Consider the following 25,440-nt stretch of genomic DNA (forward strand, 5'->3'; position numbering starts at 1 on the left):
CCGTACGATCGGTCCCGTGAACGCGGGGTGGGTGATCGGCGAGCGGTTCGTCATGCTCGACCGGATCGGAGCGGGTGGTACAAGCCGGGTCTGGCGCGCGTACGACCGGCACAAAGAGCAGTACTGCGCGGCCAAGCTGGTCCGCAGGAAGGGCCCGACGACGGTCCTGCGCATGGTGCGTGAGCGGGCGCTCCAACTGGCGCATCCGCATGTGCTGACGCCGTACGCCTGGTACCCGGCCGACGCCGACGTGCTGCTCGCGATGGAGCTGGTGAGCGGCGGCTCGCTGGAGACACTCCTCGGCGACTATGGACAGTTGCCTTCTCCCTACGCGGCGGAGGTGCTCGACCAGCTGCTGGCAGGACTGAGCCACATCCACGCGGCGGGCGTGGTCCATCGCGACGTGAAACCGAGCAACCTCCTGCTGGAGCCCAGCCCGGTGGGAGCGCCGCAGCTCCGCATCACCGACTTCGGCATCGCTCTCGACGACGACGGAATGCGCCTGACCACCACCGGCTTCACTGTGGGAACGCCGGGCTACATGGCCCCGGAGGTGCTCGACTGGAACCGCCCAAGCCCAGCCCAGGACCTCTACGCCGCGGGCATGGTCTGCTGGCGGATGCTCACAGGCGCAGGAGACCCCGAAGCACGCCAGCAGATCGGCCCCCCGCCCGCCGGGGTCTCCCACAAACTGTGGGAACTGCTACGCCGCCTCTGCGCCCCCGACCCTGCCGACCGCCCACCCTCCGCAGACGCCGCCCGCCACACCCTGGCCGCCTGCGGCCTCTCACTCACCGTCCCCGTCCGCACCCTCACCGGCGAACCCCTCCAGATCTTCGACCACGTAGGTGCCCCACCCACGTAGCCCCCACCCAGCGGACCCTTCCACCCACCTGGGCCCCCGTCCGCGTGGGATCACCAAGCCCACGCGGCCTGGCGCCCAAGCCCACGCGGCTTGGCGCCCAAGCGGGCGTGGCATCCGCGCGGCTCCGGTGTCCACCCTGGATTCGGACTTCGGCTGCGCATTGCGACACCTGCTCATGGGTGCTGGGTGGAAATGACCATTCGGTGGTTTTCGGCGGCCGGTCTGGTCTCGCCGTAGCCGGTGGCCTTGAGGCGGGAACGGTCGATGCCGCCTTTGGTCGCGAGCCATTCGGCGATCGCGTGGGCGCGTGCTTCGGAGAGGCGCTGGTTGGCGGTGTCGTCACCTTTGGCGTCGGTATGGCCGTCGACTTGGATCGTGGTGGGGACCTTCTTCGTGATGAAGGCGGCGATTCTTGCGAGCACGGTGTCGGCGGCGGGCCTGAGGTCGGTCTTGTTGGAGTCGAAGAGGACGTCGGCCTTGATGGTGTAGGCGATGACGCCCTTGCCCTTGAACAGTTTGAACTGGCCTAGGTCGCGCTGTGTGATGCGCGCGGGGGGAACGACGACTCGCGGCACGTCCACCTGTGGAACGTCGATGCGGGGCACGTCCACGCGCGGGACGCACTCGTTCTTGGCGTTGCAGGCCCGGTGACGGGTGATGCCGATGCGGGCGATTCGGTGGCGGGTGATTCTTGGGCGCGCGATGCCGGGGCGGGTCACGCCGCTCTGGCAGATCTCCTGGCTGGTGGAGACCGCGTCGGCCTTCACCGCTTCGGCGGTGACCGCCTTTGCCCGTACGGGCCTCAGCTTGATGCCTTCGGCGTCCACGCCCGGGATCTCCGCCTCGGGAATGCGGGTGCCGGGGATCGAGACCGCCGGGATCGAGACGGCGCTGAGGCAACCACCCGGCGCGGGTGTGACGTCGACGCACTGGGCGGGGACGCGCTGCGCGGGGATGTCCACGGCCGGGAGGGTGACGGCCGGGATCGTCCGCCCGCTGATCGTCGCCTCGGGGATGTGCACGGGATCGGCGTGGACGGCGGGGGTCTCGACGGCCTTGATCAACTTTCCGCCGTTCGGGCAGGACGTCGGCTCGGGTGTCGCCGGTGGCCCGGCGAGCGGCGTTTGCAGGCCGGCCGGGGCGCTCCCGCAGGCGGTGGTGAGCAGGGTCACCGCGGTAAGGGTCATTCGCATCGTCACCTCTTGAAGATCGTCACCTCTTGAAGAAGGTGATGTCGACGCGCCGGTTCTTGGCCCGGCCGTCGGGGTGGTCGTTGTCGCCGATCTTGTTGGGCGCGACCGGTCTGGTCTCACCGAAGCCGGCTGCCTTGATGTCCACGTTCGCGCCGTTGAGCAGCCGTCGAAGCTCGGCCTTGACCGCCTCGGCCCGGCGGTGGGAGAGCGCGAGGTTGTAGTCAGGGGAGCCCGCCGCGTCGGTGTGCCCCGAGATCTGGACGATGCCGGTCGCGTCGCGCAGCCGGGGTGCCAGTTGCCCGATGCGGCGCATGGCCGCGGCGGTGAGCGCCGCCTCGTTGAAGTCGAACAGCACGTCGGACGAGATGCGCACGGTGACCTTCGCACCCTCGGTCTGCTCGTCCTCCAGCGGCTGGATCGACTCGGCGAGGCGCACGTCGTGGACGGCCTCGCCCGCCTTGACGTCGAATGTGCCTTCGGCGGTCTTCACATCACGGATCGACTGTTGGAGGCCGGCCTGCGGCACGACAGGGTCGGCAGCGGCCACTCCGGGCACGGTGAGCAGGACGAGGACGGCGATGGTGGCTGCTGGTCGTCTCATCGTTCGATCGGGACGTCTCGGAAGATGGGGAACCTGCCGACCTGGACGTCGACCGCCTTCACGTTCTCGGGCGGAGCTGCGAAGGTGAAGGTGAGGGTGTTGGGAGCGTTGTTGTTGAGGTCGTCGTGGAGGCCCGGCCCGAGCTGGTTGCCGCCCGAGTCCTTGACGACGACGTAGCGCTTGAGGTTGACGGTGTCGAGCAGTGCGGCGTCCTGGGTCCCGTTCAGGCGGTAGAGCGTGGGGGAGCTGCCACCTGGGGGCACATGGGGTGTGAGGGAGACGACCAGGTGCGCGAGCCTGCCGCGGACGGCGAGGCTGGCGAGGCCAATGTCGACCTTGCCCATGGTCGAGTCCGCGGTGGTCTTGACGATGAGCTTGCCGGGATCGACCGCCTTGGGGTCGGCCTTGCCCATCGGAGTGGCACCGGTCTTGTCCTCGCTTGGCAGCGAGCATCCGGTGAGCCCGCCGGTCAGTAGCGCCGTGGCCGCGGCGATCACGGCTGTGCGTTGTCTGAAACGCATGGGATCTCCGTTCGAGTCAGGGAGTTGTCGCATATGCAAACCAGGCTGTACATGGCACTATGGATCAGGAAGACCTGATTCGGTGCACTTGAAAAGCTAGTATTTGCAATTGCGAATCGTCAAGGGGTTAACGTGAGTTCGACCGAGGACGCCGTGGTCCGGAACCGCGCGTTGCAGACCGAGTGGTACGGGGAACCCCTGGGCGACCGGTTCCGGCGCCTGCTCGACCGTCTCGGCCTGTCCCAGTCCGGGCTGGCCGGCGTGCTGGGGTTGTCGGCGCCGATGTTGTCGCAGCTCATGTCCGGCCAGCGCGCGAAGATCAGCAATCCCGCGGTCATCAACCGGCTGCTCGCGGTCGAGGAGCTCGCCGCCGACCCGGGCCTCGATCAATGGCCGCCGGAGGAGGTGGCCGAACGGCTCCAGCGCATCCGTGCCGAGACGGCGACCACGACATCTCACGTCCGGCTCGCCGGGAGTGCCGGCTCGGAGAATGGTGGTGCCGGGCCCGAGGCCCCGGCGCGTACGAGGGAGGCGTCTCCCGTTCGGGCCCTTCAGGCACTGCTTCGGTCCGCCGCCTCGGCGGGGGAGATCGAAGAGGCGGCGGGGCTCATCGAGGTCAGCCATCCGGAGCTCGCCGAGATCCTCCGGGTGTACGGCAACGGCCGCACGGGCGACGCCGAGGCGCACTTCCAGCGCACCATCGGTAGTTAGGGTGCCCTTATCTGCGCTCGGGCGCGCTTTCGCCATGGCATTTCGTGCTCGTCTCGATTCCGCACGGCCATAACCGCTGCGTAGCCATGACTCCCACGATGGGACCGTACAAACTCTGTGGTCAGGGTCACATGAGGGCGTGGCTGTTATGTATGTCACAGTGCCGGTCTGGTGGCGTAGGGTCGCTTCGCTAGAAGCGCACACGAGGCGTCACCGTCTGCTTCGACGCCTGTCTCACCAGCTTGCCGCGGCCGGGGCGTGACGGCCGCGACGGCCGCGACCGGATCGGCTTCCGGCGGGGACCGGGCGACCGGATCGGCTTCCCCAGCCGGGGCGGGGCTGTCAGGTGACGATCGGCGGCATGCGGCGGCATGGCGGCATGCGTGCGTCCGACCGTGGTACGGGGACCCGATGACCCGAGCTCAGGAGATCGATCGATGAGCACTGTGGAGGCGCCCGGCAAGGAGCGCGCCCAGATCAAGGAACGTACGCTCCGCAAGGACAACTGGCGCATCTATCCGATCACCACATTTGTGATCTTTACTGCGTGGGTTGTGTACGCGACCATCCGGGCGTTCTGGGGGGCCGCCTTCTTCGTCCCGGAGTATCACTACCTCACGCCGTTCTACTCGCCGTGCGTGAACGAGATCTGCAACAACGTCACGGTCAACGGCCACACCGGGGACGCGGCGGAGTTCGGCACGTTCCTGCCGGCCGAGACCAGGGGCTGGATCCCGTTCGCGGCGCTGTCGCTGCCGTTCCTGCTGCTGTTCCGGCTGACGTGCTACTACTACCGCAAGGCCTACTACCGCTCGTACTGGGCCTCGCCGCCCGCGTGCGCGGTGGCCGAGCCGCACAAGAAGTACAGCGGCGAACGCCGCTTCCCGCTGATCGGCCAGAACCTGCACCGCTACTTCTGGATCGCCGCGGCCGTCATCTCGCTCATCAACACCTATGACGCGATCCTGGCGTTCCACGGCAAGGACGGCGGCTTCGGCATCGGCCTCGGCACGATCATCCTGTGGGTGAACGTCATCCTGCTGTGGCTGTACACGCTGTCCTGCCACTCCTGCCGCCACATCGTCGGAGGGCGGCTGAAGAACTTCTCCAAGCACCCCGTCCGGTACTGGATGTGGGGCCAGGTCTCCAAGCTCAACCAGCAGCACGGCCGGTACGCGTTGATCACGCTCGGCTCGCTGGTCGTCGCCGACCTCTACGTCGCCTTGGTGGCCAGCGAGACGATCTCCGACCTGCGAATCTTCAACTAAGGAAGCCGGCTGATGACTGAGATCGAGAGGCACTCGTACGACGTCGTCGTCATCGGCGCGGGCGGCGCCGGGCTGCGCGCCGCCATCGAGTCCCGCCTCCAGGGCAAGAAGACGGCGATCATCTCCAAGTCGCTGTTCGGCAAGGCCCACACCGTGATGGCCGAGGGCGGCGCCGCCGCGGCGATGGGGAACGCCAACCCCAACGACAACTGGCAGGTGCACTTCCGCGACACCATGCGCGGCGGCAAGTTCCTCAACAACTGGCGCATGGCCGAGCTCCACGCCAAGGAGGCCCCCGACCGGGTCTGGGAGCTCGAGCACTGGGGCGCGCTGTTCGACCGTACGAAGGACGGCAAGATCAGCCAGCGCAACTTCGGCGGGCACGAGTACCCGCGGCTGGCGCACGTCGGCGACCGCACCGGCCTGGAGCTGATCCGCACCGCCCAGCAGAAGATCGTCGCCCTCCAGCAGGAGGACCACAAGGAGTTCGGCGACTACGACGCCCGCCTCAAGGTGTGGGCCGAGACCACGGTCACGCGCCTGCTCCTCGACGGCGACCGGATCGCCGGCGTGTTCGCCTACGTCCGCGAGACCGGCAAGTTCGTGATCTTCGAGGCCCCGGCGGTCGTGCTGGCCACCGGCGGCATCGGCAAGGCGTTCAAGGTCACGTCCAACTCCTGGGAGTACACCGGCGACGGCCACGCGCTCGCACTGCTCGCCGGCGGCACGCTGCTCAACATGGAGTTCGTGCAGTTCCACCCGACCGGCATGGTCTGGCCGCCGTCGGTGAAGGGCATCCTGGTCACCGAGTCGGTGCGCGGCGACCGCGGCATCCTCAAGAACTCCGACGACAAGCGGTTCATGTTCGAGTACATCCCCGAGGTGTTCAAGGACAAGTACGCCACCACGCCGGAAGAGGCCGACCGCTGGTACGACGACCCGGACAACAACCGGCGCCCGCCGGAGCTGCTGCCGCGCGACGAGGTCGCCCGCGCCATCAACTCCGAGGTCAAGGCCGGGCGCGGATCGCCGCACGGCGGTGTCTTCCTGACCGTCGTCGGCCGCATGCCGGGCGGCGCCGAGGAGATCAGGCGCCGGCTGCCCGCGATGCACCACCAGTTCAAGGAGCTGGCCGACGTCGACATCACGCAGGAGGCGATGGAGGTCGGCCCGACCTGCCACTACGTGATGGGTGGTGTCGAGGTCGACCCCGACACCGGCGCCGCGCTCGTCCCCGGCCTCTTCGCCGCGGGCGAGTGCTCAGGCGGCATGCACGGCTCCAACCGCCTCGGCGGCAACTCGCTCACCGACCTGCTGGTCTTCGGCCGCCGCGCCGGGCTCGGCGCCGCGGAGTACGTGGACTCGCTCGGCGAGGGGCGCCCCGCCGTTCCCGAGGCCGAGGTCGAGTCGGCGACCACCGAGGCCCTCGCCCCGTTCGAGCGCAAGGGCGGGGAGAACCCGTACGCAGTGCATGCCGAGCTCCAGCAGACCATGAACGAGCTCGTCGGGATCATCCGCAAGCAGGAGGAGCTGGAGCAGGCCCTGGAGTCCCTCGACAAGCTCCGCGAGCGCGTGGCCAACGTCAGCGTGGAGCCGGTCGCGGTCAACGACGGCCGCGGCTACCACCCGGGCTGGCACCTCGCCCTCGACCTGCGCAACATGCTGCTGGTCTCCGAGGCGATCGCCAAGGCCGCGCTGGAACGCACGGAGTCGCGCGGCGGGCACACCCGCGACGACCATCCGGGCATGTCGGCGGACTGGCGGAAGGTCAACCTCGTCTGCCGCCTCACCGGCGATCCCGGCAACCCGCGCGTGGAGCTCAAGCGCCAGCCGATGGAGCCGATGCGCGAGGACCTGATCACCCTCTTCGAGACCGACGAGCTGAAGAAGTACCTCACCGCCGAGGAGCTGCCCGGCGCGGCCAAGGACACCGGCGGCGACGCGACCGGCAAGGGCGGCGACGCGACCGACACCGAGGAGACCGACGAATGAGCTACGAGGCCAAGTTCCGGGTGTGGCGCGGCGACGAGGGCGAAGGCGAGCTCAAGGACTACACCGTCGAGGTGAACGAGGGCGAGGTCGTCCTCGACATCATCCACCGCCTTCAGGCCACCCAGGCGCCGGACCTCGCCGTTCGCTGGAACTGCAAGGCCGGCAAGTGCGGCTCCTGCTCCGCCGAGATCAACGGCATGCCGCGCCTGCTGTGCATGACCCGGATGTCGACGTTCGAGCCGGACGAGACCATCACGGTCACCCCGGTGCGCACGTTCCCGGTGATCCGCGACCTGGTGACCGACGTGTCCTTCAACTACGAGAAGGCACGCCAGATCCCCTCGTTCGACCCGGGCGACACCAAGCCGGGCGAGTTCCGCATGCAGCAGGTGGACGTCGAGCGCTCGCAGGAGTTCCGCAAGTGCATCGAATGCTTCCTGTGCAACAACGTCTGCCACGTGATCCGTGACCACGAGGAGAACAAGCCCGACTTCGCGGGCCCGCGTTTCCTCATGCGGATCGCGGAGCTGGAGATGCACCCGGCCGACGCCGCCGACCGGCGGGAGATCGCCCAGGAGGACCACGGCCTCGGCTTCTGCAACATCACCAAGTGCTGCACCGAGGTCTGCCCCGAGCACATCAAGATCACCGACAACGCCCTGATCCCGCTGAAGGAACGGGTCGTCGGCCGCCGCTACGACCCCGTGGTCTGGCTCGGCTCCAAGCTCGGCATCGTCAAGAAGGGCCAGGACACCCCGTCCGCCTGACCGGGCCGCCCGAACACCGAAGGCCCCGGTGACCGCTCGTACGGTCGCCGGGGCTTCGCACATCACAGCCTCGGCCGCCGGGATCCGCCGCGTGCTCGCTACTTGCCTGTCACGGCGCTGCGGTACGGGGCGAGGGCCTTCTCCACCGCTTCGAGTTCTTCAACTTCCGCCCACAGCTCGTGCCACTCGTTGTACTCGGCCGGGTTGAAGGCGCGGTCGAACGTGCGGGCGGCCAGGCCCCGGAGCTCGGCGGTCACTTCGAAGGGTGACGCCTTGAGAAACTCGGCGACGTTCGGATCGGCCTCGGCGTCCGGCTTCGCGCCCTGGCGGAGCCCGACGAGGGCGGCCGCGGCCACAGCCTCCTGCATCTCGGGATTCTCGACCTCGTCGGAGTCGATGGCGGTCGTCATCGCCTCACGGAGACGCTCGAGCAGGCCAGGGCCGTCGGCGTCCTCCAGTTCCCCGATCAGGTCCATCGCGCCGTCGTTCTCGAAGGGGCCGATTCCCCAGGCGCCCATCGCCACCACCGCCCGTCAGTCGCTCATGAGCCGCGAGATCGTGTTCTCGACCAGAACATACCCATAGAGGTCGTCGTCGGGGAGCGTTCGGGCCTCGTCCGCGGTCGCGCGCCGTTCGGATCGCACAACCGACGGATCGTGGTCGTCGTACTGCACGACGTATGCGCGGCCACCCGGTGCGCCGCGCACGAAGGCGGTCGCCGCCCAGCGGTCCCGATCCCAGTTGTCCGCGACCCCGTGGACCGGCCATGTTCCCTCGACGAGGGCGGGGTCGCCGAACCGCAGTATCGCGATCGCCGCGTCCGGTGCCGGAATCTCCAGAACGGCGGGAGGGGACTCTGCCGGCGGCCCATCGACGAACGGCCCGTAGAAGTACGCCACGGCAATGCCCCGCGGGCTGTACCGGCTGACCACGCCGAGAGCCTGGCCGCAGGACTTCGTCGGAAGGCCGAACAGAGTCCCCTCACGCACGTTCATTCACTCACTCACAGTTCACTCAGGAACTTCTGCGCCGCCGCGATATAGCGGGCGCGCTTCGGATTCTTCAGATCGATTGCGCTCTGCTTGGCGAGGATCGGCGAGTACCAGTTCTCCACCATCTCCTCCAGGCCACGCCTTACGTCCCGGTCGTCGGACCGGTACAGCACCCGGAACTTCAGATCCGGGTACGTCTTGGCGTGTTTGCGGGCTCGATCGGCGAGGTCGGTTGCCATTCCCGTTCGTACCACCACACCGCTCTCGGTGACCAGTGCGTAGACGCCGCCCTTGGGTGTGCCGCAACCCGCTGGATTGGCATTGTGGACGAGGAGGTCGGCGTCTCCGGCGCGTACGTGGTAGGTGTGCGTGCCGCCGACCGTCAGGTTGTGGACGCGCTGTTGGACGAGCGTCTTCTCGACGGCCGTGACCTGGAGCCAAGTGCCGGCGGAGGTCCGCAGCCACATGCCGGGCTGGAGTTGCCCGGCGTCGACCCAGACGCCCCTGTCGGGGACCCAGAACGGGTGGCCGGCGGTGGCGACCAAGCTGGCCTGCTCGCCACCACGCTCACCGTCGTGCTCACCGGCGGGACCGAACGTGATCTTGGCGAACTGCTTGATGCCCGCACTGGTGATGGTGTCCGTCACCGTCCGGGCCTGGCGACGGCCGTTCTCCACGTCGGTGGCCATGACCCGGTCGCCGCGCTTGACGTCCTCGATCCGCCGGTACGAGCCGTCGGCCATCAGGACCTGGGTGCCCGCCGGGAAACTGTTCGGGATCGGGCAGGACGGGGCGTCCGGCTGCTTGGCCGGTGGCGCGGGATCCTTGGCCGGTGGCGCCGGGTCCTTAGCCGGTGGCGCGGGATCCTTGGCCGGTGGCGCGGGATCCTTAGCCGGTGGTGTCGGGTCTTTCGCGGGGGGCGCGGGATCCTTGACCGGCGGTGCGGGATCCTTGGGCGGGTGCACCGGCGGCAGATCGTCGGCCCTGCGGCCGCCATCGGACGCGGTGTCGACCGCGTCGTAGATCTTCTTGCCCCATTTGCCGACCTTGGCCGCGCCCGCTCCCCAACCGAGGAACGGGATCGCCGCCCCGGCCGACAGTGCGGCGTCGCCGCAGGCGCCCTCCCTGCCGGCGATGCATTCGCCGCCGTACCAGGCCGCGTTGACCAGGTCGAGGGCGTCGCCGACCACGGGCACGAAGCCCGCCACGTCGAGCACGGCGTGCCCGATGTTGGAGACCCAGTCGTACCAGCCATGGCCGTCGAGCTCGACGTTGGAGATCGGGTTGCCGCCGGCGAATGCGTAGCGGCTGCCCGTGAACGGATCGGTGCTCAGTTGGAGATCGTCCAGGGCACCGGCGTACATGTCGCGGGTCAGGAACCGGTTGAGCCCGGGGTCGTAGTTGCGGAACCCCATGTCGTACGTGCCCGACGCCTGGTCGAAGCGGTGACCGTTGAAGCGGTAGGAGTTGTAGGGCTCCTTACCGGGATTCTGCGGGTCGGGCTTGTCCGCGCCGGTGAACCTGGTGTCGTCGTTCTTGCCGTACGCGGTGTATCCGTAGGTGACGCGGGTGTTGCCGTCCTCCTTGGTCAGCGCCTCAACGTCGCCCTTGGGGTGGTAGACGTAGTGCGAGATCTCCTGCTTGCCGTCGTCGGTCTTGATCTGGGTGAGCTTCTCGCCGAACGGCGATGTCTGGTACCGCTTGACGATCTTTGAGGCGTCCTCCTCGGACAGCACGTCGTCGGACAGGCCGAGATAGTTCAGCACGGTCTTCTTGTCCGGTTGGCCGCCGCCGCTTGTGGCCTGCGTCGCGGTGCGGTCGAACGGGTCGTAGGAGAAGACCGTCTTGCGCGCGTTCGCCCCGGTGCCCACGGTGTTCTCGGCGACGCGGTCGAAGCCGTCGTACCGGTACTTCGTGGTCGTCTGGCCTTCGGATGTGACGGTGTCCAGCCGCCCGAGCGGGTCGTATTTGTGCGTGGAGGAGACGCCGTCCACGGTGGTCGAGACCAGCCGGTTGCGGTCGTACTCATGCTTGGTGACGGTCTCCCCGATCTTCTGTTCGAGGACGTTGTTGTTCGCGTCGTGGGTGTAGGTCTCGGTGACCGGCCTGTCGCCCGACTTGACGACCTTCTTGATGCGGTCCCGCGGGTCGTAGTCGAACGTGAAGGTGTTGTCGATGGTCGCCGAGTTGTCATCGGCGTTCATCACCTTGGCGACCTCCTTGGCGGGGTCGCCGTTCGGCGTGTAGTCGAAGGTGTGGTCGGCGACGGTCGGCCCGCCGTCCTTGCGCCGTTCGATCTGCCGGAGGAGGGAACCGTCGAGGAGGTAGGTGAAGTCGACGGCGTTCCCGTTGGGCTTGACCTGCCGGGCGATCGCGCCGGTGGCCGTGTAGGCGTAGGTGGTGACGTTCTTGTCGGTGTCGGAAGGAGACTTGGCGTTGGTCGCCTTGGCCAGCAGGTCGCGCTCGTCGTACTCGAACTGCGACCAGACGTCGTCGTGCGTCCGGGTGAGAGTGTTGCCGTTCTCGTCGTAGGTGAACACCGTCGTGTTCCTGGTGGTGTCCCCGGCCTTCTCCTGGAGACGGGTGAGCCGGTCGAGCTCGTCGTAGTCCAGCGCATAGGTGCCGATGCGCGCGCCGGGAGACCTGTCGTCGACCTGGATCAGGTTGTTGTTGGCGTCATAGCGCTGGAAGAACTCCTTGCGCTCGTTGTCGACGTCCTCACTGTTGTCGCGGACGAGCTTCACGGCGTCCGCCACGGCCGTTCCGGTGGCCTTCCCAGACAGCGTGACCGCCGTCCCGCGACCTTCGTTGAACGGGAAGGCGCCGAGTGAGGTCCAGCCACCCGCACCGCGGGACTGGTCCAGCCGTTTGGTGGCCGAGCCGGCGGAGTGGCCGATGGTGTACGTGGCGTCCGTGGCGGCGCCGGCGACCTTCGGGTACCGGACGAAGACCTCGTACGTACCGGTCCGCGGGATGGTGAGCTGCCAGGTGAACTGGCCGTCGCCCTTCTCCGGTGCCTTGCGGGACGTCCCCTGCGCGTACGCGCCCGGCGCCGAGCGGGTGGCCGTCCAGCCGCCATTGGTCGCGACCTCGCGTGCCTGGGAGTCGTCGACGACGACCTCGTCGCGGCCCACCGGGACACCCTGGTCGGACCGCCTCGCCAGGTTGCCGCTGGGATAGAACTCCCAGTCCATCGTCCGGCTGACCGAGCCGCCCGCACTGGTCAGGGTGTTCTTGGTCTGGTTGCCGACCAAGTCGTAGTCGTAGGTGTTGACGATGTTCCAGGGATCGGTCGACGACTTGATCCAGCCGTTGTCGTAGTGGGTGTAGAGGGTGTCGTTGCGCGTGGTCTCGCCGCTGGACGGCGGTGCGCTCACCTTGCTCAGGTTGCCGACGGGGTCGTAGCTGTAGACGGTCTTGTCGGGCTTGCCCACCTGGCCGTCGCCCGTGTCGAACGGGGTGAGCTTCTCCTTGACGCGGTTGAGCTCGTCGTAGACGCTCTCGTAGACGAAGTCGTCGGGGTCGTCGGTCTCGGTACCGCGCGGGGTGATGACCTTCGTCCGGTTGCCGGTCTGGTCGTACTTGTACTTCACGGTGCGGACGACGACCGTGTCGCCGTCCTTGCGGTGCGGTACCCGCATGGCGACGAGCTTGCCGCGCTCGTCGAAGTCGTAGTGCGTGGTCTCGCCGTTCTCGTCGGTCTTGCCGGTGACGAGGCCGTCACGGTCACGCGTCTGCGTCACCGACTTCCCGGCCGCGTCGGTCATCCTCACCGGCCGGCGGTCCAGGTCGTAGTCGAACGTCGTCGTGTAGTCGTTCGGGTCGGGGGTGGCGTTCCGGCGCGCGTCGACGACCTTGCGGAGGTTGCCGACGCCGTCATAGGCCGCGGTGGTCACGCCGCCCTTGGCGTCGGTGACCTTGATGAGGCGGTTCAGCTCGTCGTAGACATTGACCGTGGTGAAGTCGTCCGGGTCATCGGTCTGGTTCCCCCTCGGCTCGGTCTGCCGGAGGATGTTGCCCACGTTGTCGTAGACCAGCGTCGAGTGGCGTGGGGCGTCGCCCTCGGCGTCGCCCGGAGTGGTTCCGGACACCTGCAGGTCGGTCTCGTTGTAGGTGTTCGTGCTGGTCGCGCCGTCGGCCGCCGTGTACCGGACGACGTTGTCGTTCTTGTCGTACGCGGGCCCGGGCGTGAAGACGAAGACGCCCGCGTCCTGGTCCTTCGGGACCTTGGTCGACAGCGGCCGGCCGAAGCCGTCGTAGGTGTAGGTGCTCGTCTTGCCGCGGGCGTCGGTGGCGGACACGACGGCGCCCAGCACGTCATAGACGGTGGTCGTCCGGTTGCCCAGGGCGTCGGTGATCGTCTTCGGGTAGCCGGACGGGTCATAGTCGCCGTACTCGGTGGCGTGCCCGTTGGCGTCGGTGGCCTTGGCCAGCAGGCCGTCGGCGCCGTAGGAGTAGCGGGTGGTGTAGTCGCCCTCCTCGGGTGTCGCGACACCCTTGGGGTCGGTGACCGAGACCAGGTTGCCCCGGTCGTCGTACGCGAAGGTCCACTTGCGGCCCTCCGCCGAGGTCTTGGTCGCGAGGTCCGCGGTGTGCCCGTCGAGCCCGACCCGGTAGGTGAGCCTGGTCGGCGGGCCGCCGTTCTTGACGGCCTCCGGGTCACGGATCTCCAGCGGGTAGCCGGTCTTCGGGTCGAACGTGCGGGTGGTGACCGCCCCGTTCGCCTCCTCCAGCCGCCGCACGTTGTTGTCGGCGTCCCACGTCAGTTGGGTGGTCTGGCCTTTGGGGTCGGTGACCCGCTCGGGCCGGCCGAAACCGTCGATCAGGTAGGTGGAGGTGCGTCCGTTCGCGTCGGCGACCGTGGACTGGATCTTCGAGCCGCCGGTGCCGTCGGGGTCGGTGTAACCGAACCCGGTCGACTTGCCGCGCCGGTCGGTGAGCTGGTGCACCCAGCGGCGGCCGTGCTGGTCGCTGTAGCCGACCTTGGTGGGCCGGCCCATCGGGTCCGTCACGGCGATGAGCTTGGGGTTCTCCAGGAGCTTCTGATCGTAGGCGAACCCGAAGGTCTTGGCGGTCTTGGCGTCCTGGGCGCCGTCGATCAGCTCGGAGAGCAGGCCGTGGTCGGAATAGACGAAGTCGATCCGGCGGCCGGAGACATCGGTGATCGACTTGACCTTGTTGATGATCGGGTCGAGCGACAGGCCGGTGCCGAGCAGCTTCTTGCCGTTGACGAAGTGCCAGAACGAGTCGCCGCGCTGGTAGTAGTCGACCGTCAGCGTGCGGCGGCCGGTCGCGTCGGTGATGTGCTTGAGCAGGCCGGTGTTGCGGCCGCCGATGATCGTGCGGTCGTAGGTGAACGTGAGGGTGTTGCCGTTCTTGTCGACGACGAACGTCTGGTAACCCTGGTCGTCGAAGTAGAACCTGGTCCGATCCGGCTTGGTCATGACCCAGGCGCGGTCGCCCTTGCGGGCGTTCTTCTGCAGGTAGAGGTGCACACCCGCGGGGGAGTCGTACGTCCACTTGTCGGTGTCGAGGCTGCCGTGCTTGTTCAGCTTGTAGACGTGCGAGGTGCCGTCGCCGTCCACCAGCGTGATCGTGGCCGGGTAGCCGACCACTCCGGGCAGGCCCGCGCCGAACTGCAGGGGTGTTCCGAGACGCTGCACGCTGGACGCGGAGATCGTCCATCCGGGACCGGCGTACACGTCCGAAGTGTCCAGGCTGTTGTAGGCCAGCCGCAGGAAGCTGGCCGGGCCGCGTGACGGGTGGGAGAAGGGGTTGGTGCCCCAGAAGGCGTTCCCCGAGAACTGGTTGACCTGGACGTTCGACCCGGATCCGGTGCGCAGCCCGGAGTACTGGTAGAACTTCTCCAGCCCGAGCTGGCCCGAGGTCGGGTCCTCCACCGTGACGTCCTGGTCGAGCGTCTCCACGCCGGACGAAGACAGCCACTTGCGCGTGGCGGTGTTGTAGAGGTCCCAGCTCAGCGTGAACTCTTCCCGGGAGTTGCCGAACAGCGGATCCGGGGCCTTGACCTTCGCCTTCAGCGTCTCCTTGGCGCCCGGAGCCAGGTCACCGGGGAGAGGGGTGGAACGCTGGTTGGCGGGAGAGGTGACATCGCGGTTCTCCCTGGTCTTCCACCGGTAGGACAGGACCCACTGCTTGGCGGGGAGCGCCGCGGCGGTGGTGTTGGTAACGGTGACCTCGACCGTGTCCTCCTCGCCCTGCGGCATTCGCTGCGGCATGGTGGGGGCGTCGTAGGTCGGGTTGTCCGCTTCACCCGCCACGGTCCGGGTCTTGGGCAGCGGGGCCGGCTTCTGTGCGCGCTGCTGGGCGGCGGTCACGGCTGCGTCGTGGACGGCCTGCATCGGCTTGAGGCCGACGGTCAGGTCCGGGATCTTCGGGGGCGGGCTGGGCTTGGTGACGGACCGGTTCGGTCCCGCGTTCGCCGGTGGGGCGTTCACCAGTGAGGCGGCCAGTAGCAGACCCATCACCAGACTGAGCCATCGTCGCCACCTAGTCATGGGCATCGCTCCCCTCGTCATCCGGCGATCACCCCGATTGCCGGCGAGTTCAAGACAGCCCGTAAGCGGCACCTCGTCAATGAGAGCCAAAACCCGTCTTTCGGACACGGATGGCTCCCCATTAACGGCGTCGTTCTATGCTCATTTCAATTGTGAATGCGTCCAATGGTGCTGTTCGCCGGGTCGGTGGGCATCGCTGGTCAGGCCATGTCCCTAAAGGGGAAACGTGACCTGTGGATACTGTTGTGTGACCGGGATCGGACGAGCGTTCGAATGGCCGTTCCCGGTCGTGCCGTCGAGTAAACCGATCCTGTGGTCCCGCGAATCTCCAGGTGAAGCCGGGGATGGTGGTCAGTTGCAAGAACCGTTTTCTCGGTTACGGGCTCTTGTCGGAACGAGGGCCAGCGGCGATCGTCGCGAGCGTTCGGCGAATGACGGGAGGAATGATGAGACAGTTCGCCAAGGGAATGCCCGCACTGACGATCGGCTTGGCCCTGTGCGTGGGACTGGGGCTGACGGGAATCACGGGGACGGCGCACGCGACCGGGGGTACGGTGCTGCCGCTTCCCGACTACGCCGACATGGTCGTCGACAACGCGCACAAGCGGCTCTTCGTGTCGGGTGGGCCGTCGTCCAACGCGGTGGTGGTCACCGACTTCTCCGGTCACGTCAAGAAGAAACTCGACGGCCAGTACGGCGCGACCGGGATGGTGCTCTCGGCCGACGGCGGCACGCTGTACGTCGCGCTCGCCGCCGGGGACGCGATCTCGGCCATCGACACCGAAAAGCTCACCGAGACCGCTCGCTACTCCACCGGTGCGCGGACGTGTCCTGCCCACCTGGCGCGTACGGGATCGGCGGTGTGGTTCGGTTACAGCTGTGACGAGTTCTGGAACGGCAAGATCGGGCGCCTCGACACCGCCGCGTCGCCTCCCGCCATGACCCATGACGAGCAGCAGGGCGTGCGCTACCAGGCCGCGCCCTACCTGGTGTCCGCGGGCGGTGAGAGCGGTCCGGTCGTCGCCGGTTCGCTCGCGTTGTCGCTGTCCAGCCTCAACGTCTACTCGGTGGACGGCGCGGACCTGAAGAAGCAGACCTCCGGTGAGGTGGTCGGCTCCAACCTCAGCGAGATCGACCTGGCCCCCGGCGGTGCCGATCTCTACAGCGCCTCCGGTTCGCGCGACCACGTCGAGGCGTTCGCGAGCGCCAACCTGGCCGGGCGCGGCTCGTACAACACCGGTGCCTTCCCCAACGCGGTCGCGGCCGCGCCCGACGGCGCCCATCTCGCGACCGGACGGCGCACCAGCCTGAAGGACGACATCCGGGTCTACAAGGTGACCGGGTCGACGCCGGTCAAGTCGTTCGACCTCGCGAGCGACACCCCGCTCGCCGCGCGCGGGCTGGCGTGGAGCCGTGCCTGCGACAACCTCTTCGTCATCACGCAGAAGGCGAACGGAACCCAGCCCACACTGCGGGTGGTCTACCGTCCGACGGGGTGGTAGCCCGCCTCCGGAAGGGAGCGGGTACGCCGGCGGGCGGCGTGCCCCCGTCACCGCCGCCCGCCGTACCGCCGTTCCCCGCGAACGTCATAGGCGCGAGCGGCCCCCGCGGCCGCACGCGCCGGGGTCATCCTTCCCCCGGTGCGTGCGGCCTGAATAGGGAGAAGTACACACAACGCGTGATGCATTCGTGATTCCGCAGAGGATTACGAGCCGTCAGGTTCGCTCTAGCGTGAGACCATGACCACCCTCGAGCCGGGTTCGTTCCTCGCGGAGCTCACGGCGGTGGAACGTGCCGACCTGGAAACGCGCGGCCGGGTGCGCGATTTCGGCCGCGGGGACGTGTTGTTCACCGAGGGTGAGCAGTCCACCTGGGTCGCGGTCCTGATGGCCGGCCGGGTCAAGGCGTACTCCTATCGCGAGCACGGCGGCGAGGCTCTGCTGGCGGTGCGCGGACCCGGCGCGCTGCTGGGCGAGGTCGCGGCGATCGACGGGCTGCCGCGTTCCGCCACGGTCTCCACCATGGAGCCTGCGCGGGCCCTGGCGCTGACCGCCGACGAGTTCATGGCGTTCCTGCAGGCACACGGCCGGGTGTCGATCCTCATCATGCGGACGTTGTGCCAGCGGTGGCGCGACGCCGACCGCAAGCGGGTGGAGTTCGGGATGTTCGACGCGACCGGCCGGGTGGCGCAGCGCCTGGTCGAGCTGGCCGAGCGCTTCGGCGTGCCCTATGAGCGGGAGAGCGTCCGGATCACGCTCAACCTGTCGCAGGAGGAGCTGGCGGGGTGGGTCGGGGCCTCGCGCGAGGCGGTCAGCAAGGCCCTCCGCACCCTCCGCAGACACGGCTGGATCGAGACCGGCCGGCGGCGGGTCATCGTGCACGATCTTCAGGCCCTCCGGCGACACGCCCGCTGAGGCGCACGCTCGCCAAGGGGCGGGGGCGGCATGAGAGGGCCGTTTTTGATAGCCGTACGCTATAAAGCGTGCAGTTGCAGCAGCTCGCGTACTTTGTCGCCGTCGCGGAGGTACGGCACTTCACCCAGGCGGCCGAGCTGCTGCATGTCGCACAACCGTCGCTCTCCAAGCAGATCAGGGCGCTGGAGACCGAACTCGGCGCCTCGCTGTTCAGCCGTGCGCGGGGCAACATCACGCTGACTCCGGCAGGAGAGGCGTTGCTGCCGCTGGCAAAGCGGATCCTGGCGGACGTCGACACGGCTCGGCTAGAAGTCCAGGAGCTGGCGGGGCTACGGCGCGGACGTGTCCGGCTGGGGGCGACGCCGTCGTTGTGCGCGGGACTGCTGGGCGATGTGCTGCGACGCTTCCACGACACGTACCCGGGCGTGCAGTTGCTGGTCGAGGAGGGCGGCTCGCGTGACTTGGTCCGCGAGCTGACGCGCGGCTCGCTGGATCTCGCCCTCGTGATCCTGCCCCTGCACGGGGACGCGCCTCTCGATACGACGCCGATCCTGCGCGAGCACCTTGTCGTGGCCTCCCCGGCGGGAGGCTCCGGGGTGCCGCGCCGCCCGAACCTCCGTATCGAGGACCTGCGGAACCGGCCGCTGGTGATGTTCCGCTCGGGGTACGACCTGCGCGAGGCGACCATCGGAGCCTGCCGCGCGGCCGGGTTCGAGCCGAGGTTCGCCGTCGAGGGCGGCGAGATGGACGCGGTGCTGCGGTTCGTGGAAGCGGGGCTGGGGATCGCCGTCGTGCCGAGCATGGTCCTGGCGGGCCGGCCCGGACTGCGGGGCACGCCACTCGTGCTGACCGAGCACTCCGACGAGGCCGCCGCCCGCCGTGGCCAGCCTGGGCCAGGCCTGCTCCGGACGATCGCGCTGGCCCACCGCAAGGACGTGGACCTCACCCACGCCGCCCGCGCGTTCCAGGCGACGCTGGAGACCTTCCTGATCGAGGCCGCCCTGGCCGGGAGCCTCCCCGCCGGTGTCGAGTCGCTGGTGCCCACCTCCGCCTGACGCCCGTTCACCCGCCGCCTGACGCCCGTCAAGGACAAGCTTCACCGATTCTCGGCCGCGGCTCTCGGCGCTTCTTGCGGCCCTGCGCTCCGGCCTGCGGACCTAGTGTCCGGCTTGTACGCAAAACGATCTCTATCCCCTCGGAGACGTCATGCATCCGCCCCTCCGCCGCCTGACTCCGCTCCTGGTCGCTCCCCTCGCGCTCTCGGCGCTCCTCGCACCGCCCGCCTCGGCCGCGCCAGCCGCACCCTCAACGTCGGCGACGGCTCCGGAGTGCAGCGAAGAGCCACGCGACCTCCCCACCTGGAAGTTCATCGACTACCGGGAGATGCGCCGCGAGCTCGCCCACATCGAGCGGATCAGCCGCGGCCGCGTGGACGTCAAGGCCGCCGGCACGTCCAACCGCGGCCGTACGATCTACACCGCCACGGTCGGCACCGGCAAGAAGGTCTTCCTGGTCACCAGCGAGATCCACGGGAACGAGAAGACCGGAACCACCTCGCTGCTGCGCATCCTGAAGTGGCTCGGCACGTCCAGTTCCCCGGAGGCCAAGCGCCTGCGCCGCACCGTCACGTTCGTCGCCGTACCGAAGATCAACCCGGACGGCGCCGAACTCGACCGGCGTGGCAACGACAACGCGTGGGCCGAGGTCCAGAAGGACTTCCCGCAACTGGCCGGGCGACCGCCCGCGTGGAACTACCTCAACACCTCGCTGCAGGGCGACGACTACACCAAGCGCCCGGGGTTCGACCTCAACCGTGACTTCAACCCCAACCTCAAGTACGTTCCCAAGGCCGCGGATGTGCCGGGCGAGTCGGCGCAGCCCGGCTGGTTCCTCAACCCCGAATCCCAGACGCTGCGCGACATCTACACCAAGCTGCGCGCGCGCAAGGGCAAGGTCGATGTCTACGTGGACCTCCACCACCAAGGCGCCTGCGTACGAGAGGACGCCCAGAACCGGCTCCTCGACGTGGCGGTCGACTACCCGCCGCTGCCTGATACGTTCTTCGAGCCCGGCGGCAAGTACGCGCAGTACGCGAAGACGTACGCCAAGAAGCTCTCCAAGCAACTCGCCATCAGCGCGTTCCGCGGCATCGAGAAGCGCGGCTACATCGGTGCCCGCTACCCGCACGCGCCGACGCGCGACCTCCCCGGCCAGGCCCGCTGCTCGTTCGCGATGATCGGCACCGGCACCGTCCTGTTCGAGGTGCGCGGCCAGACGCAGACGATGGGCCACCAGATGTCCGAGCGCTTCACCCGCGCCGTCACCGCCGGCCTCACCAACATGCTGAACGACCTGTCCACCGGCAAGGTGTACGGCTTCGACCCCGACACCTACGAGCAGTTCCCGGGCACCGTCGAGAACTCCGCCGCCACCGCGTTCCGCCACGCCCACGACGGCCACGAACTGGAGTAGCGGCCACGGAACACAGCGGCACGGAACACAGCGGCACGGAACACGGAAAAGGCGCCCTGGGCCGCTACGGCCCAGGGCGCCTTCCGCACATCGAGGCGGGCTACTTCTTCTTGCCGCCCGCGGTGGCCTTCAGGTAGTCGCTGTTGAGGCGGCTGATGAAGTCCTGCGAGATGCCCTTCGGGCAGGCCGCGGTGCATTCGCCGGTGTTGGTGCAGCCGCCGAAGCCCGCGTCGTCGTGGGCCTCCAGCATGTTGACGACGCGGTCCCAGCGCTCGGGCTGGCCCTGCGGCATCAGGCCGAGGTGGCTCACCTTGGCGCCGAGGAAGAGCGACGCGGAGCCGTTCGGGCACGCCGCCACGCAGGCGCCGCAGCCGATGCACTCGGCGGCCTCGAAGGCCTTGTCGGCGTCCGGCTTGGGCACGGGCGTCGCGTGGGCCTCCGGCGCGGTGCCGGTCGGGGCGGTGATGTAGCCGCCGGCGGCGATGATGTCGTCGAACGCCGAACGGTCCACGACCAGGTCCTTGACGACCGGGAACGCCTTGGCCCGCCACGGCTCGACGTCGATGGTCTCGCCGTCCTTGAACTTGCGCATGTGCAGCTGACAGGTCGTGGTCATCTTCTCCGGCCCGTGCGGGGTGCCGTTGATGACCAGCGAGCACATGCCGCAGATGCCCTCGCGGCAGTCGTGGTCGAACGCGACCGGCTCCTCGCCCTTGGCGATGAGCTCCTCGTTCAGGACGTCCAGCATCTCCAGGAAGGACGCGTCGGGGGAGATGTCGTCGAGCTTGTACTCGACCATCTTGCCCTTGTCCTTCGGCCCGTTCTGGCGCCAGACGCGCAGCTTCAGTTTCATCTACTTGTACGACCTCTGGCTCGGCTTGACGTATTCGAACTCCAGGGCCTCCTTGTGGAGGACGGGCTGCTTGTCCTCCCCGGCCCACTCCCAGGCGGCGACGTAGGCGAAGTTGACGTCGTCGCGCTTGGCCTCGCCGTCCTCGTCCTGGCTCTCGGCACGGAAGTGGCCGCCGCAGGACTCGGCGCGGTGCAGCGCGTCGATCACCATGAGCTCGGCCAGCTCCAGGAAGTCGGCGACGCGGCCGGCCTTCTCCAGCTGCTGGTTGAGCTCCTCGCCCTTGCCGGTGACCTTGACCCGCTCCCAGAACTCCTTGCGGAGGGCCGGGATGAGGTCGAGGGCCTTGCGGAGGCCCTCCTCGGTGCGCTCCATGCCGCAGTACTCCCACATGATGTGGCCGAGTTCGCGGTGGAAGGAGTCCACGCTGCGGTCGCCGTCGACCGAGAGGAGCCGGTCGATCTGGTCCTTGACCCGCTGTTCCGCCTCGGCCACCGGCTGCTCGCCGACCTCGCCGAGGTTGTTTTCGGCGAGGTAGTTGCCGACGGTGGTCGGGAGGACGAAGTAGCCGTCGGCCAGGCCCTGCATCAGCGCGGACGCGCCGAGGCGGTTGGCGCCGTGGTCGGAGAAGTTGGCCTCACCGATCACGAAGAGGCCCGGGATGGTGGACTCCAGGTCGTAGTCCACCCACAGGCCGCCCATCGTGTAGTGCACGGCGGGGTAGATGCGCATCGGCATCTCGTACGGGTTCTCGCCCGTGATCCGCTCGTACATCTCGAAGAGGTTGCCGTACTTGGCCTCGACCGCCTTCAGCCCGAGCCGCTCGATGGCGTCGGCGAAGTCCAGGTACACGCCCAGGCCGCCGGGTCCGACGCCGCGGCCCTCGTCGCAGACGTTCTTGGCGGCGCGGGAGGCGATGTCACGCGGCACCAGGTTGCCGAACGAGGGGTAGATGCGCTCCAGGTAGTAGTCGCGCTCGTCCTCGGGGATGTCGGCGGGCTTGCGCGTGTCGCCGCGCTGCTTGGGCACCCACACCCGGCCGTCGTTGCGGAGCGACTCCGACATCAGGGTCAGCTTCGACTGGTGGTCGCCGCTGACCGGGATGCAGGTCGGGTGGATCTGGGTGTAGCACGGGTTGCCAAAATAGGCACCATGCCGATGCGCCCGCCAGGAGGCGGTGACGTTGGAGCCCATGGCGTTGGTCGACAGGAAGTAGACGTTCCCGTAGCCGCCGGACGCCAGCACCACCGCGTCGGCGGTGTAGCTCGTGATCTCGCCGCTGATCAGGTCGCGGACGACGACGCCGCGCGCCCGGCCGTCCTCGATGATCAGGTCGAGCATCTCGTGGCGCGCGTGCAGCTCGACGTTGCCGGCGTCGACCTGGCGCATGAGCGCCTGGTACGCGCCGAGCAGGAGCTGCTGGCCCGTCTGGCCGCGGGCGTAGAACGTGCGCGACACCTGCGTACCGCCGAACGAGCGGTTGTCGAGCAGGCCGCCGTATTCGCGGGCGAACGGCACGCCCTGCGCGACGCACTGGTCGATGATCTGCGTGGAGATCTCGGCGAGGCGGTGCACGTTCGACTCGCGGGCGCGGAAGTCGCCGCCCTTGACCGTGTCGTAGAAGAGGCGGTGCACGCTGTCGCCGTCGTTGCGGTAGTTCTTGGCCGCGTTGATGCCGCCCTGCGCCGCGATCGAGTGGGCCCGCCGCGGGCTGTCCTGGAAGCAGAACTGGATGACGTGGTAGCCGGCCTCGCCGAGGGTGGCGCCGGCGGAGCCGCCCGCCAGCCCCGTCCCGATGATGATGATCTTCTTCTTGCGCTTGTTGGCCGGGTTGACGAGCTTGGCCTGGAATTTGCGCGTGGTCCAGCGATCCTCGACCGGGCCGGCCGGGGCCTTGGCGTCGGCGATCGGCCCGCCGCTCTTGTAGAAGCTGTCGTAGGTCATGATCAGCCCACCCATCCGAAGGTGACGGAGACGGGCACCGAGATGAAGCCGAGGGCCACCACGGCGCCGATCGTGGCGGCGAGGGCGCGCAGCGCGCGGTCGTTGCGGGGGGAGCGCAGGCCGAGGGTCTGCATCGCGCTCCACACCCCGTGCCGGAGGTGGAGCCCGACCAGCAGGACGGCCACGATGTAGAAGAGCGTGATGTACCAGTGGGACGGCTGGAAGTCGGCGATCACGCGTTCGTAGGGGGTGGCGTCCCTGCCCTTGGGGTTCACGACGAGGAACGTCATGTCGAGCAGGTGCCAGATCACGTAGAGCGCGATGACGATGCCGCCGTACCGCATGGTGTGGACCGCGTAGCCCTGCGCGTGCGACTTCTTCTTCGACTTGTACTTGACCGGGCGGGCGTGCGCGGCGCGCTTGCCCAGCGAGATCGCCGACCACATGTGCAGGACGATCGAGAGTGCCAGGACGACCTCGATGGCCGTCAGGACGGTGCGATAGGGGACCGCCGGCTCGCCGAGGGTGCGGAGCCAGTGCGAGTAGTGGTTGAAGTCCTCCGCGCCGTAGAAGATCTTCAGGTTCCCGACCATGTGCAGGACGAGGTACAGCACGAGGACGCCGCCGGTGACGGCCATGACCGCCTTCTTCCCGACGGTCGACCGGTAGATCGCAGGTATCGCTATAGCCACAAATCGCACGGTAAGACGGGCATGCAGAACGGATCCAAGTCATCACCGCACTCGTTTCGATAGCCGCAGGCTATGAACGGTGCGGCACCGGGCTTTCCGCCTTCTTCACCGGACCCGAAGGTGAGAGACCTCACAAGCCCTGCAGGAACTTGCAGAGACCCCGGCCACGCACGCGAGCGCGCTACCTGAGCTGGAGTGAGCGCCAGCGAAGCCTCACGCGAAGATCGCGAAGCGATGTCGCCCTCCCGCTACACCCCCCGCCCAGCCGCCCTCTCAACGGACAAGCTTCGCTTGGCTCGCCGCTTTTGCGGTTCGGGTCCGAGCCGCCAGGCGAGGGTCCGAGGCCGTAAAAGCAATCAACACAGGGGTCAAGGCCGAGAAAGAACAAGTACGGCGAGGTCGTCGGTGAGAGCGTCGCCGTTGAGCTCCTCGACGCGGGTGACGAGCTCGTCGATCAGGCCGCGGCCGGTGGCGCCGCGGGCGCGGGCCTGCGCGGCCAGCTCGACCAGGCCCTCGGTGCCCAGGCGGTGGGCGCCGTCGCCGACGCGGCCCTCGATCAGGCCGTCGGTGTAGAGCATCAGGCTCCAGGACGACTCGCCCAGGTCGATCTCGGTCGTGGGCCATTCGGCGCCGGGGACCAGGCCGAGGGCCGGGCCGTGCGCGTACTCCGGGAGCGCGCCGACCTCGAGCTCGCCCTTGTCGTCCGCCCTGAACAGCAGCGGTGCGGGGTGGCCCGCCAGATGCATGCGGGCGGTGCGGCGGGACGGCGCGATCGTGACCATGCAGAGCGTCGTGAAGATCTCTTCGCTGCGCCGTTCGTGCCCGAGGACGGTGTCGAGGGTGCCCAGGAGCTGCTCACCGGAGTGCCCGGCCAGCACCAGCGTCCGCCAGGCCATCCGCAGTTGGACGCCGAGTGCCGCCTCGTCCGGCCCGTGGCCGCAGACGTCGCCGATCATCAGGTGCACCGCGCCGCCCTCGGTCTGCACCGTGTCGTAGAAGTCACCGCCCAGCAGCGCCCGGCGGCGGCCCGGCCGGTAGCGGGTGGCGTGCCGCAGCGTCGGGTCGTCGATCAGCGGGACGGGCAGCAGGCCGCGCTCCAGGCGGGCGTTCTCGCGGCCCATGATGCGGGCCTCGACGAGCCGCCGCTCGGTCTCCTCGGCGCGCTTGCGCTCGACGGAGTAGCGGATGGCGCGGGCCAGCAGCGGCCCGTCCACCTCCTGCTTGACCAGATAGTCCTCGGCGCCCGCCGCGACCGCCTGGACACCGAGATGGGCGTCGTCGATGCCGGTCAGCACCACGACCGCGGCCCGTTCGGACAGTGCCAGCACCTGGCGGAGTCCCTCGATGCGGTTGATGCCGGGCGCGGAGAGGTCGACGATGATGCACTGCGTGCGGCGGGTCAGCTTCCGGCGCGCGACCTCGAGATCCTCCGCGACGGTGATCTGTACGGTGAGGCCGGTCTCGGCGAGCATCTTCTCGACCAGGAACACGTCGGCCGAGTCATGGCCGATGAGGAGCAGGTCGATCCTGTCCTCGGTGCCCTGGGCGACGGGATGCGGGTGATGGCTGATGGTGCTCACAGAGGTACCGGTTTCCGGACTTGGCTGGGATGGCGGTGGCGATCGTTGACAAGGCGGCGC

Annotated in this window: 19 protein-coding genes; 9 read left to right on the forward strand and 10 right to left on the reverse strand. The window is 68.4% G+C overall.

All coding sequences use genetic code 11. From position 1 onward, the window contains the following. Window positions 1-16 precede the first annotated feature (16 nt). Window positions 17-865 carry a serine/threonine-protein kinase gene (locus F8566_RS41720; RefSeq protein WP_192810129.1) on the forward strand — a complete coding sequence of 283 codons (849 nt, stop codon included), beginning with the start codon at window positions 17-19 and terminating at the stop codon, window positions 863-865. A gap of 173 nt (window positions 866-1,038) precedes the next feature. Here F8566_RS41720 and F8566_RS41725 read toward each other — a convergent pair whose 3' ends face one another. The 3 genes from F8566_RS41725 to F8566_RS50485 are packed head-to-tail and all read right to left on the reverse strand — an operon-like array spanning window position 1,039 to window position 3,180. Continuing rightward, window positions 1,039-2,058: an OmpA family protein gene (locus F8566_RS41725; protein ID WP_151568523.1), complete on the reverse strand. Its 1,020-nt coding sequence runs from the start codon at window positions 2,056-2,058 to the stop codon at window positions 1,039-1,041. A 19-nt stretch (window positions 2,059-2,077) separates the two neighbouring features. After that, a complete protein-coding gene (locus F8566_RS50480) occupies window positions 2,078-2,659 on the reverse strand; it encodes an OmpA family protein (protein WP_192810130.1) in 582 nt (193 codons plus the stop codon). Continuing rightward, window positions 2,656-3,180, reverse strand: coding sequence for a hypothetical protein (locus F8566_RS50485; protein ID WP_192810131.1), 525 nt, complete (start codon window positions 3,178-3,180; stop codon window positions 2,656-2,658). The genes F8566_RS50480 and F8566_RS50485 overlap by 4 nt, the downstream gene beginning before the upstream one ends. A gap of 132 nt (window positions 3,181-3,312) precedes the next feature. Between F8566_RS50485 and F8566_RS41735 the strand changes: the two genes are divergently transcribed. From F8566_RS41735 to F8566_RS41750, 4 genes are all read left to right on the forward strand, one after another. Next, complete coding sequence (locus tag F8566_RS41735) at window positions 3,313-3,891, forward strand: helix-turn-helix domain-containing protein (RefSeq protein WP_151568527.1); 579 nt, start codon at window positions 3,313-3,315, stop codon at window positions 3,889-3,891. A gap of 437 nt (window positions 3,892-4,328) precedes the next feature. Continuing rightward, window positions 4,329-5,159, forward strand: coding sequence for a hypothetical protein (locus tag F8566_RS41740; RefSeq protein ID WP_151568529.1), 831 nt, complete (start codon window positions 4,329-4,331; stop codon window positions 5,157-5,159). Between the two features lie 12 nt (window positions 5,160-5,171). Further along, the gene (locus F8566_RS41745; protein WP_151568531.1) at window positions 5,172-7,151 is read left to right on the forward strand and encodes a fumarate reductase/succinate dehydrogenase flavoprotein subunit; all 1,980 of its coding nucleotides are present in this window, start codon (window positions 5,172-5,174) and stop codon (window positions 7,149-7,151) included. Then, complete coding sequence (locus tag F8566_RS41750; RefSeq protein WP_151568533.1) at window positions 7,148-7,918, forward strand: succinate dehydrogenase/fumarate reductase iron-sulfur subunit; 771 nt, start codon at window positions 7,148-7,150, stop codon at window positions 7,916-7,918. The genes F8566_RS41745 and F8566_RS41750 overlap by 4 nt, the downstream gene beginning before the upstream one ends. A 98-nt stretch (window positions 7,919-8,016) precedes the next feature. Here the strand turns inward: F8566_RS41750 and F8566_RS41755 are convergent, their stop codons facing one another. The 3 genes from F8566_RS41755 to F8566_RS41765 are packed head-to-tail and all read right to left on the reverse strand — an operon-like array spanning window position 8,017 to window position 15,395. Next, window positions 8,017-8,436 carry a DUF4259 domain-containing protein gene (locus tag F8566_RS41755; RefSeq protein WP_151568535.1) on the reverse strand — a complete coding sequence of 140 codons (420 nt, stop codon included), beginning with the start codon at window positions 8,434-8,436 and terminating at the stop codon, window positions 8,017-8,019. 15 nt (window positions 8,437-8,451) lie between these two features. Further along, window positions 8,452-8,913, reverse strand: a complete 462-nt coding sequence (locus tag F8566_RS41760; protein ID WP_151568537.1) for a hypothetical protein — start codon at window positions 8,911-8,913, stop codon at window positions 8,452-8,454. 8 nt (window positions 8,914-8,921) lie between these two features. Beyond that, a complete protein-coding gene (locus F8566_RS41765; protein WP_192810132.1) occupies window positions 8,922-15,395 on the reverse strand; it encodes a golvesin C-terminal-like domain-containing protein in 6,474 nt (2,157 codons plus the stop codon). Window positions 15,396-15,871: 476 nt separating this feature from the next. Between F8566_RS41765 and F8566_RS41770 the strand changes: the two genes are divergently transcribed. From F8566_RS41770 to F8566_RS41785, 4 genes are all read left to right on the forward strand, one after another. Next, window positions 15,872-16,930 (forward strand): YncE family protein, encoded by a 1,059-nt coding sequence (locus F8566_RS41770; RefSeq protein ID WP_151568541.1) that lies wholly within the window; start codon window positions 15,872-15,874, stop codon window positions 16,928-16,930. A gap of 237 nt (window positions 16,931-17,167) precedes the next feature. Then, the gene (locus F8566_RS41775; protein WP_151568543.1) at window positions 17,168-17,842 is read left to right on the forward strand and encodes a Crp/Fnr family transcriptional regulator; all 675 of its coding nucleotides are present in this window, start codon (window positions 17,168-17,170) and stop codon (window positions 17,840-17,842) included. 68 nt (window positions 17,843-17,910) lie between these two features. Continuing rightward, a complete protein-coding gene (locus tag F8566_RS41780; protein ID WP_151568545.1) occupies window positions 17,911-18,897 on the forward strand; it encodes a LysR family transcriptional regulator in 987 nt (328 codons plus the stop codon). 151 nt (window positions 18,898-19,048) lie between these two features. After that, entirely contained in the window at window positions 19,049-20,314 is a 1,266-nt protein-coding gene (locus tag F8566_RS41785) for a M14 family zinc carboxypeptidase (protein WP_151568547.1), read from the forward strand. Window positions 20,315-20,414: 100 nt separating this feature from the next. On the opposite strand, the gene F8566_RS41790 is transcribed toward F8566_RS41785, so the two are convergent. The 4 genes from F8566_RS41790 to F8566_RS41805 form a co-directional block, all read right to left on the reverse strand. Then, window positions 20,415-21,167, reverse strand: a complete 753-nt coding sequence (locus F8566_RS41790; protein WP_151568549.1) for a succinate dehydrogenase/fumarate reductase iron-sulfur subunit — start codon at window positions 21,165-21,167, stop codon at window positions 20,415-20,417. Beyond that, window positions 21,168-23,108, reverse strand: coding sequence for a fumarate reductase/succinate dehydrogenase flavoprotein subunit (locus F8566_RS41795; RefSeq protein WP_151568551.1), 1,941 nt, complete (start codon window positions 23,106-23,108; stop codon window positions 21,168-21,170). 2 nt (window positions 23,109-23,110) lie between these two features. Continuing rightward, entirely contained in the window at window positions 23,111-23,800 is a 690-nt protein-coding gene (locus tag F8566_RS41800; protein WP_151568553.1) for a succinate dehydrogenase cytochrome b subunit, read from the reverse strand. 368 nt (window positions 23,801-24,168) lie between these two features. Continuing rightward, window positions 24,169-25,380 (reverse strand): PP2C family protein-serine/threonine phosphatase, encoded by a 1,212-nt coding sequence (locus tag F8566_RS41805; protein ID WP_151568555.1) that lies wholly within the window; start codon window positions 25,378-25,380, stop codon window positions 24,169-24,171. Window positions 25,381-25,440 lie beyond the last annotated feature (60 nt).

Origin of the sequence: Actinomadura rudentiformis (assembly GCF_008923185.1) — a bacterium.
GTDB classification, from domain to species: Bacteria; Actinomycetota; Actinomycetes; order Streptosporangiales; family Streptosporangiaceae; genus Spirillospora; species Spirillospora rudentiformis.